This is a genomic window from Streptomyces ortus (assembly GCF_026341275.1).
Lineage (GTDB): Bacteria > Actinomycetota > Actinomycetes > Streptomycetales > Streptomycetaceae > Streptomyces > Streptomyces ortus.
This window is the reverse complement of record NZ_JAIFZO010000002.1, coordinates 2,404,731-2,422,218: the sequence shown is the minus strand read 5'-3', so window position 1 is coordinate 2,422,218 and position 17,488 is coordinate 2,404,731. Positions and strand designations below refer to the sequence as shown.

Here is a 17,488-nt window from a genome sequence, read left to right as displayed (position 1 = left end):
TGAAACGCCCCGGTATCCTGCGGATGTCCGTACCCCAGACACCAGTAGCCGAAAGGCCTATCCGTGAGCGCCAACCTTCCCCAAGCTCTCGGCTCCGGAGCAGGGGAGACCCCACCCGCAGCCGTCGTCGTTCTCGCAGCGGGTGAGGGCACCCGTATGAAATCGGCCACACCCAAGGTCCTGCACGAGCTCTGCGGCCGTTCCCTCGTCGGTCATGTGCTCGCCGCGGCGGGCGAGTTGGCCCCCGAGAACCTGGTCGTCGTCGTGGGTCACGCCCGCGAGAAGGTCACCGAGCACCTCGCCGGGACGGCTCCGGGCGTCCGGACCGCCGTACAGGCCGAGCAGAACGGCACGGGGCACGCCGTACGGATGGGCCTCGAAGAGCTGGGCGGCGTCGTCGACGGCACCGTCGTGGTCGTCTGCGGCGACACCCCCCTCCTCACCGGCGCGACCCTTCGCAAGCTCGCCTCGACGCACACCGGCGACGGCAACGCGGTCACCGTGCTGACCGCCGAGGTGCCGGACGCCACCGGGTACGGCCGGATCGTCCGCGACAGCGCCTCGGGCGCGGTGACGGCGATCGTCGAGCACAAGGACGCCTCCGACTCGCAGCGCGCGATCCGTGAGATCAACTCCGGTGTCTTCGCGTTCGACGGGCAGCTCCTCGCGGACGCGCTCGGCAAGGTCCGCACCGACAACAGCCAGGGCGAGGAGTACCTCACGGACGTCCTCGGCATCCTCCGGGAGGCCGGGCACCGCGTCGGCGCCGCCGTGGCGGACGACCACCGCGAGATCGCCGGCATCAACAACCGGGTGCAGCTGGCCGAGGCCCGCCGCATCCTCAACGACCGGCTGCTGCGGGACGCGATGCTCGCCGGCGTGACCGTCGTCGACCCGGCCTCCACGTGGGTCGACGTCACCGTCACCTTCGAGCAGGACGCGATCGTGCACCCGGGCACCCAGCTCCAGGGCGCCACGCACCTGGGCGAGGGCGCCGAGGTCGGCCCGAACACCCGCCTGAACGACACCACGGTGGGCGCGGGCGCCCGGGTGGACAACACGGTCTCGAACGGCGCGGAGATCGGCCCCCAGGCGAACGTGGGCCCCTTCGCGTATCTCCGTCCCGGCACCCGCCTCGGTCTGAAGGCCAAGGTGGGTACGTATGTGGAGACGAAGAACGCCACCGTCGGCGAGGGCACGAAGATCCCGCACCTCTCCTACGTCGGCGACGCGACCATCGGCGAGTACTCGAACATCGGTGCCGCGAGCGTCTTCGTGAACTACGACGGCGAGGCCAAGCACCACACGACGGTGGGCTCGCACTGCAAGACGGGTTCGGACAACATGTTTGTGGCTCCCGTCACCATCGGGGACGGCGCGTACACGGCGGCCGGCTCCGTGATCACGAAGGACGTACCGCCCGGTTCGCTGGCCGTGGCCCGCGGCCAGCAAAGGAATATCGAGGGCTGGGTGGCCCGCAAGCGTCCCGGCAGCGCGGCCGCGAAGGCGGCGGAGGCGACATCCCGGGAGGCCGGCGGCGAAAGCTGACCGGAACCTGACTGGAAAAGGTCGGGTCCGACTCGGGCTACCGTGATAGGCGCACACCCGCACACCCAGCTGAGACCGCAACTGAGAACTCGACTCATCTCGACATCCAGCTGAGACACCTCTGAGGAGACAGTGCTGTGACCGGGATCAAGACGACCGGCGAGAAGAAGATGATGTTCTTCTCCGGCCGCGCCCACCCCGAGCTTGCCGAGGAGGTCGCCCACCAGTTGGGTGTCGGGGTCGTTCCGACGAAGGCCTTCGATTTCGCCAACGGTGAGATCTACGTCCGCTACGAGGAGTCGGCCCGCGGCGCCGACTGCTTCCTGATCCAGAGCCACACCGCACCGATCAACAAGTGGATCATGGAACAGCTGATCATGATCGACGCTCTGAAGCGGGCCTCCGCCCGGAGCATCACCGTGATCATGCCGTTCTACGGTTACGCGCGCCAGGACAAGAAGCACCGTGGGCGTGAACCGATCTCGGCGCGTCTGATCGCCGACATGATGAAGACGGCCGGCGCCGACCGCCTCCTGACGGTCGATCTGCACACCGACCAGATCCAGGGCTTCTTCGACGGCCCCGTGGACCACCTGTTCGCGCTGCCGCTGCTCGCGGACTACGTGGGCCACAAGGTGGACCGCTCGAAGCTCACGGTCGTGTCCCCGGACGCCGGCCGGGTGCGGGTGGCCGACCGCTGGTGCGACCGCCTCGGCGCGCCGCTGGCGATCGTCCACAAGCGCCGCGACAAGGACGTCGCGAACCAGGTGACCGTCCACGAGGTCGTGGGTGACGTCGAGGGCCGGGTCTGCGTCCTGGTCGACGACATGATCGACACCGGTGGCACGATCTGCGCCGCGGCGGACGCGCTGTTCGCGCACGGCGCGGAGGACGTCATCGTGACGGCGACGCACGGTGTGCTGTCGGGTCCCGCGGCGGACCGTCTGATGGCCTCGAAGGTCAGCGAGTTCGTCTTCACGGACACCCTGCCCACCCCGGGCGAGCTGGAACTGGACAAGATCACGGTCCTGTCGATCGCGCCGACCATCGCGAACGCGGTCCGCGAGGTCTTCGAGGACGGTTCGGTGACGAGCCTCTTCGACGAGTAGTCGAAGACCGGACCAGATCGATTTCTTGTACGGCCTCCCCGCCACGTAAGCTGTCACAGTTGCTCGGCGAGGGAGGCCGCACTCTTTGGTGCGGCGGTCCGTTATCGACGCGCTCTTCGTAGCAGGCCGATGGTTCGGCCGGGTGACTTCCTTTCCCTGGCTTCCCTGTTACACGAGGAGTGATCATGTCCGAGGTCAAGCTCGCCGCCGAGACCCGCACCGAGTTCGGCAAGGGTGCCGCGCGCCGCATCCGCCGCGCCAGCAAGGTTCCCGCCGTGGTGTACGGCCACGGTGGCGACCCGGTCCACATCACGCTGCCGGGCCACGAGCTGCAGCTCGCCCTGCGTACCGCCAACGTCCTGCTGACCCTGGACATCGAGGGCAAGACCCAGCTCGCGATCCCGAAGGCCGTCCAGCGTGACGCCATCAAGGGCTTCCTGGAGCACGTCGACCTGCTTCTCGTGAAGAGCGGCGAGAAGGTCAACGTCGAGGTCTACGTGCACACCGAGGGCGACCTGGCCCCCGGCGCGTTCATCCTTGAGCACGTGCTGAGCACGCTGACGGTCGAGGCCGAGGCCACGCACATCCCCGAGTCGGTCACCGTCTCGATCGAGGGCCTGGAGGCCGGCGCCTCCATCCTCGCCAAGGACGTCCCGCTGCCCGAGGGCACCACGCTGGCCATCGACGAGGACGCGGTCGTGCTGCAGGTCCTGGCCGCCCAGTCGGAGGAGCCCTCGGACGACGCGTCCGACGAGTCCACCGAGGCCTGATCCCGCACCGGATCACCACCCACCGGCCGCCGCTCCTTCGGGGGCGGCGGCCGGTGCGTATCCACCGACCCATGGGAGTGACGGACGTGACCACGGAACCAGGCGCCCCCTGGCTGATCGTGGGGCTCGGAAACCCCGGCCCCGAGTACGCGATGAACCGCCACAACGTGGGCTTCATGGTCGCCGATCTCCTCGCCGGGCGGATCGGCGGCAAGTTCAAGCGGTCCGGCAAGGCGCAGGCCCAGGTGATCGAGGGGCGGATCGGCCCGCCGGGCCCGCTGAACCGGCGCGTCATCCTGGCGAAGCCGATGTCGTACATGAACCTGTCGGGCGGTCCGGTGACGGGTCTGCGGGACTTCTACAAGGTGCCGACGGCGAACATCGTGGCCGTCCACGACGAGCTGGACATCGACCACGGCGTGCTGCGGCTGAAGCTGGGCGGCGGCGACAACGGCCACAACGGCCTGAAGTCGATGACCAAGGCGATGGGTCCGGAGTACCACCGGGTCCGTTTCGGGATCGGGCGTCCCCCGGGCCGTATGCAGGTCGCCGACTTCGTGCTGAAGGACTTCTCCGCGGCGGAGCGCAAGGAGCTGGACTACTTCGTGGACCGCGCGGCGGACGCGGTGGAGGCTCTGGTCGTCGAGGGCCTGGAGCGGGCGCAGTCGACGTACAACTCGTGACAATGCGGTAATTTCACCCCACCTGAATCCAGCGCGAGTTGACCGACCGCACAAGCATGGCCAAGGATCGCCGCCATGCCCGCCCATTCCCATGCCCGCACCTCCCGCCCCAAAGCGGCGGCGGCGCTGCGGTTCGGGCAGCTCGCCGCGATGGGCACGGTCGCGGTGCTGATCCTGATCGCGGGCGTCTGGGCCTCCTGGGGCACCGCCCAGCACGTGATGCTCACCAAGGGCCGTGAGCGCGGCACGATGACGGTCACCAAGTGCGCCGAGGACCACTGCACGGGCCCGTACCGGCCGACGTCGGCGGGTTCCACCGCACGGGACCGGGTCGTCCTCGACAGCGAGGTGGCCGTGGAGAAGGGCCGCACGTACCCGGTCGTGGTGAAGCCGGGCACCGACGAGGTCGTCCGCGCGGGCACCGGTGGCCTGCTCTACGCCTGGGTGCCGCTGGGCGGCGCGCTGATGCTCGCCTCGGTGGTGGTGGCCGGCGGCCTGGGCAGGACGAGGCTGGGCTGGGTGCTCGGCGGCGCGGGCCTGGCACTGGTGACGACGGCGTTCCTGGCGCTCTGACACGACTCCGACACGACGAAGGCGCCCAGGTGGTCGGTACGTGCCACCTGGACGCCTTCGTCGTGTCCTGCCGGTCGGGTCAGCCGGTGTTGCGCAGCCCCGCCGCCACGCCGTTGACCGTCAGGAGCAGGGCGCGGGACAGCAGCGGGTCCGGCTCGGAGCCGGCCGCGGCGGCGTCGCGCTGCCGCTTCAGAAGGGCCACCTGGAGGTAGGAGATCGGGTCCAGGTAGGCGTCGCGGATGGTGAAGGTCTGCTTCAGCACGGGCTGGGCGTCCAGCAGTTCCCGCTCGCCGGTGACGCGCAGCACCTCGCGCACGGTCAGCTCGTGCTCCGCCTCGATGGTGGCGAAGACGTGCCGGAGCTCCTCGGGGACGAGGGTCTCGACGTAGTGGCGGGCGATCCTGAGGTCGGTCTTGGCGAGCGTCATCTCGACGTTGGAGATGAAGTTGCGGAAGAAGTGCCACTGCCCGTGCATCTCGTCCAGGACGCTGTCGAGGCCGGCCTCGCGCAGGGCCTTCAGGCCGGAGCCGACGCCGAACCAGCCGGGGACGATCTGCCGGGACTGGGTCCAGCCGAACACCCAGGGGATGGCGCGCAGGCCGTCGAGCGAGACGCCCGAGCCGGGGCGGCGGGAGGGCCGCGAGCCCAGGTGCAGGTCGGCGAGCTGGTCGACCGGCGTGGAGGCGAGGAAGTACGTCGGCAGGTCCGGGTCCTCGACCAGGTTGCGGTAGGCGGCCTCGGCGGCCTCGGAGACGACGTCCATGGCGGCGTCCCAGCGGGCCAGCGCCTCGTCGGACTGGCGCGGGGCGGTGTGCAGCGCGGACGCCTGGAGGGTGGCCGCGACGGTCAGTTCGAGGTTCTCCCGGGCCAGCGACGGCACGAGGTACTTGTCGGAGATGACCTCGCCCTGCTCGGTCACCTTGATCTCGCCTTCGAGGGTGCCCCAGGGCTGCGCGAGGATCGCGTCGTGCGAGGGGCCGCCACCGCGTCCCACCGTGCCGCCGCGGCCGTGGAAGAGCCGCAGCCGCACCCCGTAGCGGTGGGCGACATCGCGCAGTCGGCGCTGCGCGCGGTGGATCTCCCACTGGCTCGTCGTGATGCCGCCGAACTTCGACGAGTCCGAGTAGCCGAGCATGACCTCCTGGACATCGCCGCGCAGGGCCACGAGCCGCCGGTAGGACGGGTCGGACAGCATGTCCTCAAGGATGGTGTCGGCGGCCTTGAGCTCGTCGGTCGTCTCCAGGAGCGGCACGATGCCGATCTTCGCCCAGCCGGCGTGCAGGTCGAGGAGTCCGGCCTCGCGGGCCAGCACGGCGGCGGCGAACACGTCGTCGGCGCCCTGGCACATCGAGATGATGTACGACTCGACGACCTCGGGCCCGAAGACCCTGAGCGCCTTCTTGACGGTCTCGAAGACACCGAGGGTCTTGGATCCGGCGGCGTCCAGCGGGGCCGGGGTCGGTCCGAGCGGCCGGCGCGAGCGCAGTTCCTTTGCGAGCAGCTTGTGCCGGTACTCGCGCGGCATGTCCTCGTAGCGCCAGGACTCCTCGCCGAGCCGGTCGAAGAGCTGCCCGAGCGCGTGGTGGTGGGCGTCGGCGTGTTCGCGTACGTCCATGGTGGCGAGCTGCAGGCCGAAGGCGGCGAGCGTGCGGATCGTACGGTTCATGCGGCCGTCGGCGAACAGGGCGCCGCGGTGTGCGCGCAGCGAGGTCTGGATGAGCGTGAGGTCGCGCAGCAGCTCGGCGGTGCCGAGGTAGTCGCGGCCGTCCTCGTGCGGGATGCCCTTGGCCAGGCGGAGCTTGGTGTTCTCCAGCTTCTGCCGGATGCAGGTGGCCTTGAGCCGGTAGGGCTCCTCGGCGTTCAGGCGCTTGTAGCGGGGGCTGATCTCCGGCAGCCGCTCCAGGTCGGCCTGCAGCGAGGAGAGCAGTTCCTCGGTGGCACCGGTGTAGCGGATGGAGTTGGAGAGGAAGTGCCGCAGCTCGTCGATCAGCTCCAGCGCGTCGTTGATGCCGTGCTCGTGCTGGAGGATGAGGACGTCCCAGGTGACCTGCGGGGTCACGTTCGGGTTGCCGTCGCGGTCGCCGCCGATCCAGGTGCCGAACGTCAGCGGCCGGGTCTCGTCCGGCAGCTGGACCCCGACGCGCTCCAGTTCGGCGGTGAGGTCCTCCAGGACGTCCCCGACGGCCCCGGCGTGCAGCTCGTCCAGGTAGTAGATGGCGTTGCGGGCCTCGTCGGCCGGTTCGGGACGCACGACCCTGAGCTCGTCCGTCTGCCACACGAGGTCGATGTTCTCGGCCAGACGGGTGTCGTAGCGGCGCCGGTCGGCTTCGATGACCGGGGTCTCCAGCAGGGCGGCGATGCGGCGCAGCTTGTTCAGGACCGAACGTCTGGCCGCCTCGGTGGGGTGCGCGGTGAAGACGGGGCGGACGTTGAGGTTCTTGACGGTGGCGCGCAGGTGCTCGGGGTCGGCGTCCTTGAGCCGGTCGGCCGTGCGGGCGAGGAGTCCGCCCTCGGCGGCGCGGCGGGCGCGCAGCTCGCGACCGCGGTGCACCTGCTCGGTGACGTTGGCCAGATGGAAGTAGGTGGAGAAGGCGCGGACCAGCTTGGCCGCGGTCTCCAGTTCGGTGCCGCGCAGCAGCTCGGCGGCGGCTTCGCCGTCCTCGCGGGTGAGGCGGCGGACCTTCTCGACCAGCTCCAGAAGCTCGGGGCCCTCCTGCCGTACGAGGGTCTCGCCCAGCAGATCTCCGAGGCGGCGGATGTCGGCACGCAGCTCACTGCCGGTTGTCGTGTTCTGGTCGTCGGCACTGCTCACAGGTGCGGCTCCTTGCAGTGTTGAAGCTCGTCTGGAGGGGAACCCGTCAGCCCGAGGCGGCACGTGCCGCATCAGCGGCTGGGCATCCGGGAATGAAACAGAGCGGACCGCGCTGTCCGACCGAGACCAAGGATAGGTGTCCATCCGGACGCGCAGTCTCTCGGGCTCTTGCCCCGGCGGAACGCGCTGCCATACTTACGACGCCGTAGGTTACGCAGCCGTAAGCGCTGTTTCCGGCTACCCACAGCCACGCTTACCGGCCACACCCACCCTCCTCGACCCCCCAGGGGACGCCCCATGCCCATGAGCTCCGATGTGATCGACGACGCCCCGGAGGCGCGCGACAACGGTCCCGCAGCCGCTTCCGCCCCCGTCTCCTCCGCCACGCTGGGCGGCGAGAAGAAGCGTTCGATCGAGCAGATCACCCTTCTCCTTTTCATCACCGTCCCGTTCCTGGCCGTCCTCGGAGCGGTTCCGCTGGCCTGGGGCTGGGGTGTGAGCTGGCTGGACCTCGGCCTGCTGGTGTTCTTCTACTACCTGGGCTGCCACGGCATCACGATCGGCTTCCACCGCTACTTCACGCACGGCGCCTTCAAGGCGAAGCGCCCCCTGCGCATCGCGCTGGCGATCGCCGGCTCGATGGCCGTGGAAGGGCCGCTGGTCCGCTGGGTGGCCGACCACCGCAAGCACCACAAGTTCTCCGACGCCGAGGGCGACCCCCACTCGCCGTGGCGCTTCGGTGAGACGGTCCCGGCGCTGATGAAGGGCCTGTGGTGGGCGCACATCGCCTGGATGTTCGACGAGGAGCAGACCCCGCAGGAGAAGTACGCGCCGGACCTGATCCGCGACAACGCCCTCCGCGCGATCTCCCGCCAGTTCCTCCTCTGGGCGGGCCTGTCCATCGCGCTGCCGGCGCTGATCGGCGGCCTGGTGACGATGTCCTGGTGGGGCGCGTTCACGGGCTTCTTCTGGGGTTCCCTGGTCCGGGTGGCGCTGCTGCACCACGTGACCTGGTCGATCAACTCGATCTGCCACGCGGTGGGCAAGCGCCCCTTCAAGTCGCGTGACCGCTCGGGGAACGTCTGGTGGCTGGCCGTCCTGTCCTGCGGCGAGTCCTGGCACAACCTCCACCACGCGGACCCGACCTCGGCCCGGCACGGTGTGGAGCGCGGCCAGGTGGACTCCTCGGCACGCCTGATCCGCTGGTTCGAACGCCTCGGCTGGGCGTACGACGTGCGCTGGCCGTCACGCTCGCGTATCGATTCCCGCCGCAACCCGGACGGGAAGGGCGCCCGGCGCAAGTCGGAGACGGCCGAGGCGGCATGATTGACGGCGTGGCCGACTCCAGCACACCCAGCAATGAAAAGCCGCGGCGCGTACGCCGCACCCGGATGACCGGGGCGGAGCGACGGGCCCAGTTGCTGGAGATCGGCCGCACCCTCTTCGCCCAGAAGGGCTTCGAGGCGACGTCGGTGGAGGAGATCGCGGCGAAGGCCGGCGTCTCCAAGCCGGTCGTCTACGAGCACTTCGGCGGCAAGGAGGGCCTGTACGCGGTCGTGGTGGACCGCGAGATGCGCCGCCTCCTGGACGGCGTGACCAGCTCCCTCACCGCGGGCCACCCCCGCGAACTCTGCGAACAGGCGGCCTTCGCCCTCCTCGACTACATCGAGGAGTACACGGACGGCTTCCGCATCCTGGTCCGCGACTCCCCGATCCCCCAGTCGACGGGCAGCTTCGCGTCCCTGATCTCGGACATCGCCACGCAGGTGGAGGACATCCTGGGCCGCGAGTTCAAACGCCGCGGCTTCGACCCCAAACTGGCCCCCCTCTACGCCCAGGCCCTGGTGGGCATGGTCGCCCTCACCGGCCAGTGGTGGCTGGACGTCCGCCGCCCCAAGAAGGCGGAGGTGGCAGCCCACCTGGTCAACCTGGCCTGGCACGGCCTGGACGGCCTGGAGGCGAAGCCGCGCTTGATAGGGCGCCGAAAAAGTTAGCTCCGCCCGGCCCTCCCCACCCACCGCCCTTCACACCGGCTCCAGGAACTCCAGCCGGTTGCCCACCGGGTCCTCCGAGTAGAAGCGGCGGAGGTCCGGGAGCAGGTCGTCCCAGGCGACCGGCGCTCCATGGGCGGCGAGCCGGTCGGCGTACGCCTCGATCCCCACCACCCGCAGCCCCGGGTGCGCCTTCTTCGCGGGCCGGAAATCGCGCTCGATCCCCAGGTGCAGTTGCACGCCGTCCGCGCGGAACCAACAACCCCCGCGCCCGGCGAGGGCAGCCGGCTTGGGGATCTCGGTCATACCGAGCACGTCGGCGTAGTAGTCGCGCAGGAGCGGCTCCGACCCCGGCGGCGCGGCGAGCTGGACGTGGTCCACGGCCGTCAGCATCGGGTCAGCCGGTCTTCCGCGCCACCGCGAACAGCCGCCGGAACGGCAGAACCGTGCCGTACGGGGCGGTCGGGTAGGCCGTCCGGAGCAGGTCCCGGTATTCGGCGGTGAAGGCGTCCCGGGCCTCCGGGTCGTCGGCCAGAGCCGTGAGCGCCGGCCGCATCCCCGTCCCCTTCGACCAGTCGAGGACCGCGTCCTCACCCTGAAGAAGCTGCATGTACGTCGTCTCCCAGACATCCACCTCGCAACCCAGCCGAGCCAGCCGGTCCAGGTAGACGAGCGGGTCGTGCACGGAGTCCGCGCCACGCAGCACTCCGTCGAGCCGCCCCTTCCACCGCGCGGAGGCGGCGAGTTCACGCATCAGCGCGTGCAGAGGCGCGTCGAGGTTGTCGGGCACCTGAAAGGCGAAGGTCCCCCCGGCGGCCACCGCGTCGAGCCACGTCCCGAACGCCTCCAGATGCCCCGGCACCCACTGCAGCGCGGCATTGGAGACGATCAGGTCGTACGTTTCCGCGGGCGCCCAGCCGGTCAGGTCCGCGTGGGCGAAGTCGAGGCGGCCACCGCCCGCCGTGGGCCCCGCGTGCTCCTCGGCCCGGGCCAGCATCTCCGGGGAGTTGTCGTACCCGGTGATGTGCGCGGCCGGCCAGCGCTCGGCGAGCTGGAGGGTGACGTTGCCGGGCCCGCAGCCCAGGTCGGCGATCCGGGCGCTCCGGGCCGGTTCGCCGGGCAGGGCGGGAACGCGGCCGAGCAGTTCCGCGAAAGGGCGGGCGCGGTGCTCCGCGTGGCGCAGGTACTGGCCCGGGTCCCAGGTGGGAGTGGTGGTGGCGGACAAGGGAGCCTCCTCGGAGTCGGGGCGAGCCGGCCTCCACCCTCACATCCCAAGTATCTCGTCGTCAAGATACTTGACTTCAAGAGACTTCACATCGACACAACCACTACACTGATCGCCATGGAGGACGAGGTCGATCGGCTGGTCGCAGCATGGCGCCGGGAGCGCCCCGACCTCGACGTGGAACCACTCGAAGTGCTCAGCCGCGTGAGCAGGCTCGCGCGGCATCTGGACCGGGCGCGGCGGATCGCGTTCGCCGAGCACGCCCTGGAGCCCTGGGAGTTCGACGTGCTGACCTCGCTGAGGCGCGCGGGAGCCCCGTACCAGCTCTCCCCCGGGCAGTTGCTCACCCAGACCCTCGTCACCTCGGGCACGATGACGAACCGTATCGACCGGCTCGCGAAGAAGGGCCTCGTCGAGCGGCTCCCCGACCCCAGCGACCGCCGGGGCGTGCTCGTGCGGCTCACCGAGGAGGGCCGCGACCGCGCCGACCAGGCGCTCGCCGGACTCCTCGACCAGGAGCGCGCGATCCTCGCGGAGCTCAGCCGGGCCCAGCGCGGCGAACTGGCCGGGCTGCTACGCCAGCTGACCGCCCCGTTCGACAACATCCCCGGTTAGGTCGACCGGACCGACTCCGGCCCGGCGGGCGAGCGCCACGGCCGCGAGAGTCGAGTGGACGCCCAGCTTCCCCAGCACGTTCTGCATATGCGTACGGACCGTGTGCGGGGAGAGGAACAGCCGCTCGGCGACGGCTTTGCGCCCCAGCCCCGCCACCATGCACCGCAGCACCTCGCGCTCGCGCGGAGTCAGCGACTCCACCAGCCGCTCGCTCTCGGTGCGGTGCTTGCGGGCGGCGGTCAGCTCACGCAGCACACCCGTGAGCAGCGCGGGCGGCAGATGTGTCTCGTCCCGCAGCACCCCGCGGATGACGGTCAGCAGCCGGGACAGCGAGCAGTCCTTGGCCACCCAGCCCGAGGCGCCCGCCTGCAGGGCGAGGGCCGCGCGCCGCGAATCGTCCTTCTCGGCGAGTACGACGATACGGACACCGGGCTGGCCCGAACGGACGCCCGCCACCAGGGAGATGCCGTCGACCAGGCCTTCCTCGTTGTTGTCGTGCACGGGTACGGCCGGGCGGACGCCCGGTACGTTGCCGCCGAGGTCGGCGTCCACGAGCAGCACGTCGAACCTGCGGCCTTCCGCGACCGCCCGCTCCAGGCAGCGCAGCGCGGCCGGGCCACTGCCCGCCGCGGAAACATCGACATCGGGCTCGGCGGCCAGGGCGGCGGCGAGCGACTCGGCGAAGATACGATGGTCGTCAACGACCAGAACACGGATGCGAACCACAGAAACCCCCACTGGTCGGGGGACGGACCGGCGCAGGTACGGCGCCCGAGGTGATCCCGGACCTCCTGTCGGCCCGGAAAACGGGGTGCCGCGATCGCACGGCCGCCGCCGTGCTGGAACTGCTACCCCCACTTCGGGCGTCGTACCCGACTGTCTCGCCCCCTGATCAGCACCGGCCCCCACCGGTGCTGCTCATCAGAGTAAGGCCGTGCGGCAGGAGCGGAAGGTGATTTGCAGAACTGATTGCCCGACGCGTTTATGGTGAGCCGTATGTTTCGTATCGAGACAGAAGTCGACAAAGAGCGTGGCCAATTCCTGCGGTCCCGGCTGCTGGAGGCCAATACGGCGGCTTCTCCCGTGCTTCGTTCCCTGCGCGGAACCCCTGAGGAACGGGACGTTCCGCTCCACGTCTGGGCGTTGGAGCCGGGAGGCTCGATCGCGGGGGGACTGATCGGGCACACCTGGGCGACCTGGCTGCATGTCGCCTACCTCTGGGTCGACGACCGCCACCGCGGAGCCGGCCTCGGCTCCCAACTCCTGTCCCGCGCGGAACAACTGGCCGTGTCGTCCCGGGGTTGCCGTGCGTCCCGCCTGGAGACATGGGACTTCCAGGCTCCCGACTTCTACCGGAAGCAGGGGTACGAGGTGGTGTGCGTGATCCCCGACTACCCGCCGGGGATCACGGAGTACACCCTGACCAAACGCCTGCGCTGACCGTCCGTGGGGCTGCGCCCCCGGACCCCCCTGTCGCGCTTGCGCGCTCGTCCTCAAACGCCGGACGGGCTGAAAGGCTTTCAGCCCACCCGCCGCGCCCCCGCCGAGGGAACCGCCGGGAACACCCGCGGCTCCGTGTACCCCGCAGTCGCGAACGTCTCCTTCACCGCCTTCGTGACCGTGTCCGCGTCCGCCGTCTCGACCAGGACCACGGCCGAGCCGCCGAAGCCGCCGCCCGTCATACGGGCCCCCAGCGCACCCGCCCGGACAGACGTGTCGACGGCGAGGTCCAGTTCCGGGCAGGAGATGCGCAGGTCGTCACGGAGGGAGGCGTGGCCCGCCGTCAGGACGGGTCCGATCCCCCGGATGTCCCCCGCGTCGAGGAGCGCGATGACCTCCTCGACCCGGTGGTCGTCCGAGACGACGTGCCGCACATACCGGCGTACCCGCTCGTCCGGGAGGCGGGTCAGCGCCGCGTCGAGGTCCTCGTACGCGAGGTCCCGCAGGAACGGCACGCCCAACTGCCGCGCGCCCTCCTCACACCCCTCCCGTCGCTCCGCGTACGCCCCGTCGCCCAGCGCGTGCTTGACGCGGCTGTCGACGACGAGGAGCTGGAGCCCGTGGGCCGGAAGGTCGAAGGGGACCTGCCTGATCGACAGGTCCCGGCAGTCGAGGTGGAGGGCGTGGCCCTCCGTGCAGCACGCGGACGCCGTCTGGTCCATGACCCCGCAGGGCACGCCCACGAAGTCGTTCTCCGCGCGCTGCGCGATCCGGGCCAGCTCGGGCCCGGTGAGGTCGAGCTCGTACAGGTCGTTCAGGGCCAGGGCGGTGACCACCTCAAGGGCTGCCGAGGAGGACAGGCCCGCGCCCGTCGGGACCGTCGAGGCGAGGTGGATGTCCGCGCCCGTGATCGCGTGCCCGGCCTCGCGCAGGACCCAGACGACCCCGGCGGGGTACGCCGCCCAGCTGGTGTTCGTCAGCGGGGCCAGCGCGTCGACGTGCAGTTCGACGACCGGGCCCTCGATGTCGGCCGAGTGCAGGCGCAGTACGCCGTCGTCGCGTCGCGAGACCGCCGCAACCGCCGTGTGCGGCAGCGCGAGCGGCATGACGAAGCCCTCGTTGAAGTCGGTGTACTCACCGATCAGGTTGACCCGGCCGGGCGCCGCCCAGATCCCCTCGGGCGCCACCCCGTACAGCTCCTCGAAGCCGCCGCGGACCTGCTGAACCGCTTCCCGATCCCCCACTAGTGCCCCTCCACCTTCGCGCTGTCCTGCTGAGCGATGTTCTGCGCGAACTCCCACGCGTCCGCGACGATTCCCGCGAGGTCCGCGCGGGACGGGTTCCAGCCGAGCCGGTCGCGGGCCGTGGCGGCGGACGCGACGAGGACCGCCGGGTCGCCCGCCCGGCGCGGGGCCGCGACCTCGGGGATCGGGTGTCCGGTCACCTTGCGGACGGTCTCGATCACCTCGCGGACCGAGAAGCCGTTGCCGTTGCCGAGGTTGCAGATCAGATGCTCGCCCGGCCGCGCGGCGGCGACCGCCAGCAGGTGCGCCTCCGCGAGGTCGGCCACGTGGATGTAGTCGCGGACGCAGGTGCCGTCCGGTGTCGGGTAGTCGTCGCCGTAGACGGAGATGGCGTCGCGGCGGCCCTGGGCGACCTGGAGGACGAGCGGGATGAGATGCGACTCGGGGTCGTGCCGCTCACCGCTGGTCCCGTACGCGCCGGCCACGTTGAAGTAGCGCAGCGAGACGGCGGCCAGTCCGTGCGCGGCGGCCTCACCCGTGATCATGTGGTCGACGGCCAGCTTCGAGGCGCCGTAGGGGTTGGTGGGAAGCGTCGGCGCGGACTCGGTGATCGGGGTGGTCTCCGGCTCACCGTACGTCGCCGCCGTGGAGGAGAAGACCAGCGTGCGCACGCCCGCCCCGCGCATCGCGCCGAGCAGGGCCATCGTGCCGCCGACGTTGTTGTCCCAGTACTTCTCGGGCTTCACGACCGACTCGCCGACCTGCGAGAACGCGGCGAAGTGCAGCACGGCGTCGAAGGAGGGGTCCAGCCACTTCGCGGCGTCGCGGATGTCGCCCTCGATGAAGGCGGCGCCGGCCGGGACGCCCGCGCGGAAGCCGGTGGAGAGGTTGTCGAGGACGGTCACCTCGTGGCCCGCCTCCAGCAGGTGCTGGGCGACCACGCTGCCCACATAGCCCGCACCGCCGGTGACCAGGTACTTCCCGCTCATGAACTCGCTACCTCTCGCAGTCGCTGGGCCGCGGTCTCCGGCGGCACGTCGTTGATGAACACGTTCATGCCGGACTCGGAACCCGCGAGGAACTTCAGCTTGCCGGAAGTGCGGCGGATGGTGAAAAGCTCGAGGTGGAGCGCGAAGTCCTCGCGCACCACGCCGTCGAACTCCTCCAGCGTGCCGAACGGCGCCTGGTGCCAGGCCGAGATGTACGGCGTCGGAGGCTCACCCTCACCGAAGATCCGGTCGAAGCGCCTCAACAGTTCCAGATACACCTTGGGGAACTCTGTGCGCGCGCCCTCGTCCAGACCCAGCAGATCGGGCACGCGGCGGCGCGGATACAGGTGCACCTCGTAGGGCCAGTGCGCCGAGAACGGCACGAAGGCCACCCAGTGCTCGGTCTCCAGGACGACCCGCTCCTCGGCGAGCTCCCGCTCCAGCACGGCGTCGAAGAGGTTCTCCCCGCCGGTCGCCTCCTTGTGCGCGGCCAGCGAGCGGAGCATGAGGGCCGTGCGGGGGGTCGTGAAGGGGTACGCGTAGATCTGCCCGTGCGGGTGGCCGAGCGTCACGCCGATCTCCGCGCCCCGGTTCTCGAAGCAGAACACCTGCTCGACGGCGGGCAGATGGGACAGCTCCGCCGTACGGTCGGTCCACGCCTCCAGGACCAGACCCGCCTGTTCCTCGGTCAGATCGGCGAAGGACGCGTCGTGGTTCGAGGTGAAGCAGACGACCTCGCACCGCCCGGAGTCCCCGGCCAGTGACGGGAAGCGGTTCTCGAACACCGCGACGTCGTACGACGAGTCCGGGATCTCGCTCAGCCGGTCGCCCTCGGACGGGCACAGCGGACATTCGTCGGCCGGCGGGTGGTAGATGCGGCCCTGCCGGTGCGAGGCGACGGCCACCGCGTCACCGAGCAGCGGGTCGCGCCGTACCTCCGAAGTGGTGACCGTGCGGTCGAGCGGGCGCCGGTCCACCGCGTCGCGCACCGTGTCGTCGCGCGAGTCGTAGTAGATGAGCTCACGACCGTCGGCCAGCCGGGTCGAGGTCTTCTTCACGCCGGACTCCCCATCCCTAACCCGATCAAACCAATAAACAGAATCAAACACATCAAACCACAAACCCCCACGCACGTCAGCATCACAACCGAACAAAGAGCACCAAGGTGAGTGAGGGCAGGATGCAGACCCGGCTGCGCGGACTGACGTACGGGACCAGCTCATCCGCCGCGTCATCGGCGCCCTCTTCGTGGTCCAGGGGGTCATCGTGACGATCGCCGGGATCGCCGGGATCACCGCGTCCGACGCCGATATCGACAAGGCGGAGGGCGTCAACATCAACCTCAGGACGGGCCTGGGCATGCCGACCCTCGGCCTGTTCTTCCCGGCCTGGCTGTGGCTGCGCCCGAGGGTGTGACGGCCGACGAGCCGCAGCCGCCTCCCTCCCGGGGGCCGCGGGCCGGTGGGGCTGGCTGCGCCGTTCCCCGCGCCCCTTAAGGGGCTCGCCCGTGGGAGCCGGGTGCGACCCGCGGTGGGGCCGCGGAGCGGTGCAGTCCCGCGGTCCCACCGGAGACTCACGGCTCCGGGCTCAGCCCCTGAGGCCCCGCTCCCGGAACCGCGGCCTCAGTCCTCCGGCCCCGCTCCCGGTGCCGCGTGCTGCGACACCGGGCCCGCGCGGTCCAAGAGGCCCGTGCGGGCCGCCAGGGCCGCCGCCTCCAGGCGGGAGCCCACGCCCAGCTTCATCAGCACCCGCTGCACGTGCGTGCGGGCGGTGCTGGGCGCTATGCCCATACCGGCCGCGATGAGCCGCGTGTCCTCGCCGTCGGCGACCCGCACCAGCACCTCCACCTCCCGGGGCGTCAGCATCTGGAGCAGCCGCTGCCCCTCGTCGTCGGGCTGCGCGGCCGGGTTGAGCAGCTCGCTGAAGGCACCCTGGAGGAGCTGGGGCGCCACCGCGGCCTCCCCCGCGCGCGCCTTCATGATGGCGCGCTCGACACCCTCTATGCGCTCGTCGTGCCGTACGTAACCGGAGGCACCGGCGGCGAACGCGGCGGCGATGCCGCGCGGGTTGGGCACCGGCCCGAGGACCAGCACCGCGACCTGCGGGCGCTCCCGCTTGATCTTCACCACCGGGTCGAAGATGCCCGGTTCGGCGGGCGTGGCCGTGCCGATCAGGCACACCTCCGGCGCCCTGGTGATCACCAGCTCCGCCGCTCCCGCGGCGGGCGCGGCGGCGGCCAGTACGCGGTGTCCGCGCAGTTTCAAGGCCGAGGCGAGCGCCTCGGCGAGCAGTCGGTGGTCGTCGACCACCATGAGCCGCACTCCCATCGAGCCCAACCCCCCAGTCCCCCCAGGATCCTTACTGGTACCCCATGGATAGGAGCCCCCCGGCTCTCCATCCCCCGGAAGCTACACGCTTGTTCGACGTTGCGCTCCCCCCAGTGCGGAGAAGTGCCCCGTAATGTCAAGATTCATCTCATTCGCGGAACG

17 protein-coding genes and 1 pseudogene are annotated in these 17,488 nt (G+C 70.5%); 10 read left to right on the top strand and 8 right to left on the bottom strand.

All coding sequences use genetic code 11. The features are described 5' to 3' along the window. Positions 1-63: 63 nt before the first annotated feature. The 5 genes from glmU to K3769_RS13955 all read left to right on the top strand — a co-directional run bounded on the left by glmU (position 64) and on the right by K3769_RS13955 (position 4,683). The gene (glmU, locus tag K3769_RS13975; protein ID WP_308216332.1) at positions 64-1,548 is read left to right on the top strand and encodes a bifunctional UDP-N-acetylglucosamine diphosphorylase/glucosamine-1-phosphate N-acetyltransferase GlmU; all 1,485 of its coding nucleotides are present in this window, start codon (positions 64-66) and stop codon (positions 1,546-1,548) included. 137 nt (positions 1,549-1,685) lie between these two features. Continuing rightward, positions 1,686-2,657: a ribose-phosphate diphosphokinase gene (locus K3769_RS13970; protein ID WP_267026758.1), complete on the top strand. Its 972-nt coding sequence runs from the start codon at positions 1,686-1,688 to the stop codon at positions 2,655-2,657. A 185-nt stretch (positions 2,658-2,842) separates the two neighbouring features. Beyond that, positions 2,843-3,427: a 50S ribosomal protein L25/general stress protein Ctc gene (locus K3769_RS13965; RefSeq protein WP_267026757.1), complete on the top strand. Its 585-nt coding sequence runs from the start codon at positions 2,843-2,845 to the stop codon at positions 3,425-3,427. A 71-nt stretch (positions 3,428-3,498) separates the two neighbouring features. Beyond that, a complete protein-coding gene (gene pth, locus K3769_RS13960) occupies positions 3,499-4,110 on the top strand; it encodes an aminoacyl-tRNA hydrolase (protein WP_267026756.1) in 612 nt (203 codons plus the stop codon). Between the two features lie 75 nt (positions 4,111-4,185). Beyond that, a complete protein-coding gene (locus K3769_RS13955) occupies positions 4,186-4,683 on the top strand; it encodes a hypothetical protein (RefSeq protein ID WP_267026755.1) in 498 nt (165 codons plus the stop codon). A gap of 79 nt (positions 4,684-4,762) precedes the next feature. Here the strand turns inward: K3769_RS13955 and ppc are convergent, their stop codons facing one another. Continuing rightward, entirely contained in the window at positions 4,763-7,495 is a 2,733-nt protein-coding gene (ppc, locus tag K3769_RS13950; protein ID WP_267026754.1) for a phosphoenolpyruvate carboxylase, read from the bottom strand. 297 nt (positions 7,496-7,792) lie between these two features. On the opposite strand from ppc, the gene K3769_RS13945 reads away from it, so the two are divergent. Then, positions 7,793-8,821 carry an acyl-CoA desaturase gene (locus K3769_RS13945; RefSeq protein WP_267026753.1) on the top strand — a complete coding sequence of 343 codons (1,029 nt, stop codon included), beginning with the start codon at positions 7,793-7,795 and terminating at the stop codon, positions 8,819-8,821. Further along, positions 8,818-9,489, top strand: coding sequence for a TetR/AcrR family transcriptional regulator (locus K3769_RS13940; RefSeq protein ID WP_267026752.1), 672 nt, complete (start codon positions 8,818-8,820; stop codon positions 9,487-9,489). Before K3769_RS13945 ends, K3769_RS13940 begins: the two co-directional genes overlap by 4 nt. A 30-nt stretch (positions 9,490-9,519) precedes the next feature. On the opposite strand, the gene K3769_RS13935 is transcribed toward K3769_RS13940, so the two are convergent. After that, the gene (locus K3769_RS13935; protein WP_267026751.1) at positions 9,520-9,879 is read right to left on the bottom strand and encodes a VOC family protein; all 360 of its coding nucleotides are present in this window, start codon (positions 9,877-9,879) and stop codon (positions 9,520-9,522) included. Positions 9,880-9,883: 4 nt separating this feature from the next. Next, entirely contained in the window at positions 9,884-10,711 is an 828-nt protein-coding gene (locus K3769_RS13930) for a trans-aconitate 2-methyltransferase (RefSeq protein WP_267026750.1), read from the bottom strand. A 117-nt stretch (positions 10,712-10,828) separates the two neighbouring features. Here K3769_RS13930 and K3769_RS13925 point away from each other — a divergent pair, with 117 nt between their 5' ends. Then, a complete protein-coding gene (locus K3769_RS13925) occupies positions 10,829-11,326 on the top strand; it encodes a MarR family winged helix-turn-helix transcriptional regulator (protein WP_189775043.1) in 498 nt (165 codons plus the stop codon). On the opposite strand, the gene K3769_RS13920 is transcribed toward K3769_RS13925, so the two are convergent. Beyond that, a complete protein-coding gene (locus K3769_RS13920; protein WP_267026749.1) occupies positions 11,285-12,052 on the bottom strand; it encodes a LuxR C-terminal-related transcriptional regulator in 768 nt (255 codons plus the stop codon). The two genes, K3769_RS13925 and K3769_RS13920, sit on opposite strands and share 42 nt — an antisense overlap. A gap of 258 nt (positions 12,053-12,310) precedes the next feature. Between K3769_RS13920 and K3769_RS13915 the strand changes: the two genes are divergently transcribed. Beyond that, positions 12,311-12,766, top strand: a complete 456-nt coding sequence (locus K3769_RS13915) for a GNAT family N-acetyltransferase (protein ID WP_267031363.1) — start codon at positions 12,311-12,313, stop codon at positions 12,764-12,766. Between the two features lie 80 nt (positions 12,767-12,846). Here the strand turns inward: K3769_RS13915 and galK are convergent, their stop codons facing one another. Genes galK through galT form a run of 3 tightly spaced genes read right to left on the bottom strand, consistent with a single transcriptional unit; the run spans position 12,847 to position 16,057 of the window. After that, positions 12,847-14,010 carry a galactokinase gene (gene galK, locus K3769_RS13910; protein ID WP_267026748.1) on the bottom strand — a complete coding sequence of 388 codons (1,164 nt, stop codon included), beginning with the start codon at positions 14,008-14,010 and terminating at the stop codon, positions 12,847-12,849. Next, positions 14,010-14,999, bottom strand: a complete 990-nt coding sequence (gene galE / locus K3769_RS13905) for a UDP-glucose 4-epimerase GalE (protein WP_267026747.1) — start codon at positions 14,997-14,999, stop codon at positions 14,010-14,012. The genes galK and galE overlap by 1 nt, the downstream gene beginning before the upstream one ends. Further along, the gene (gene galT, locus K3769_RS13900; RefSeq protein WP_267026746.1) at positions 14,996-16,057 is read right to left on the bottom strand and encodes a galactose-1-phosphate uridylyltransferase; all 1,062 of its coding nucleotides are present in this window, start codon (positions 16,055-16,057) and stop codon (positions 14,996-14,998) included. Before galT ends, galE begins: the two co-directional genes overlap by 4 nt. A 163-nt stretch (positions 16,058-16,220) precedes the next feature. On the opposite strand from galT, the pseudogene K3769_RS13895 reads away from it, so the two are divergent. Continuing rightward, positions 16,221-16,415 (top strand): annotated as a pseudogene (locus tag K3769_RS13895) (hypothetical protein); the annotation flags it as partial. A 206-nt stretch (positions 16,416-16,621) separates the two neighbouring features. Here K3769_RS13895 and K3769_RS13890 read toward each other — a convergent pair. After that, entirely contained in the window at positions 16,622-17,326 is a 705-nt protein-coding gene (locus tag K3769_RS13890) for a helix-turn-helix transcriptional regulator (RefSeq protein WP_267026745.1), read from the bottom strand. Positions 17,327-17,488 lie beyond the last annotated feature (162 nt).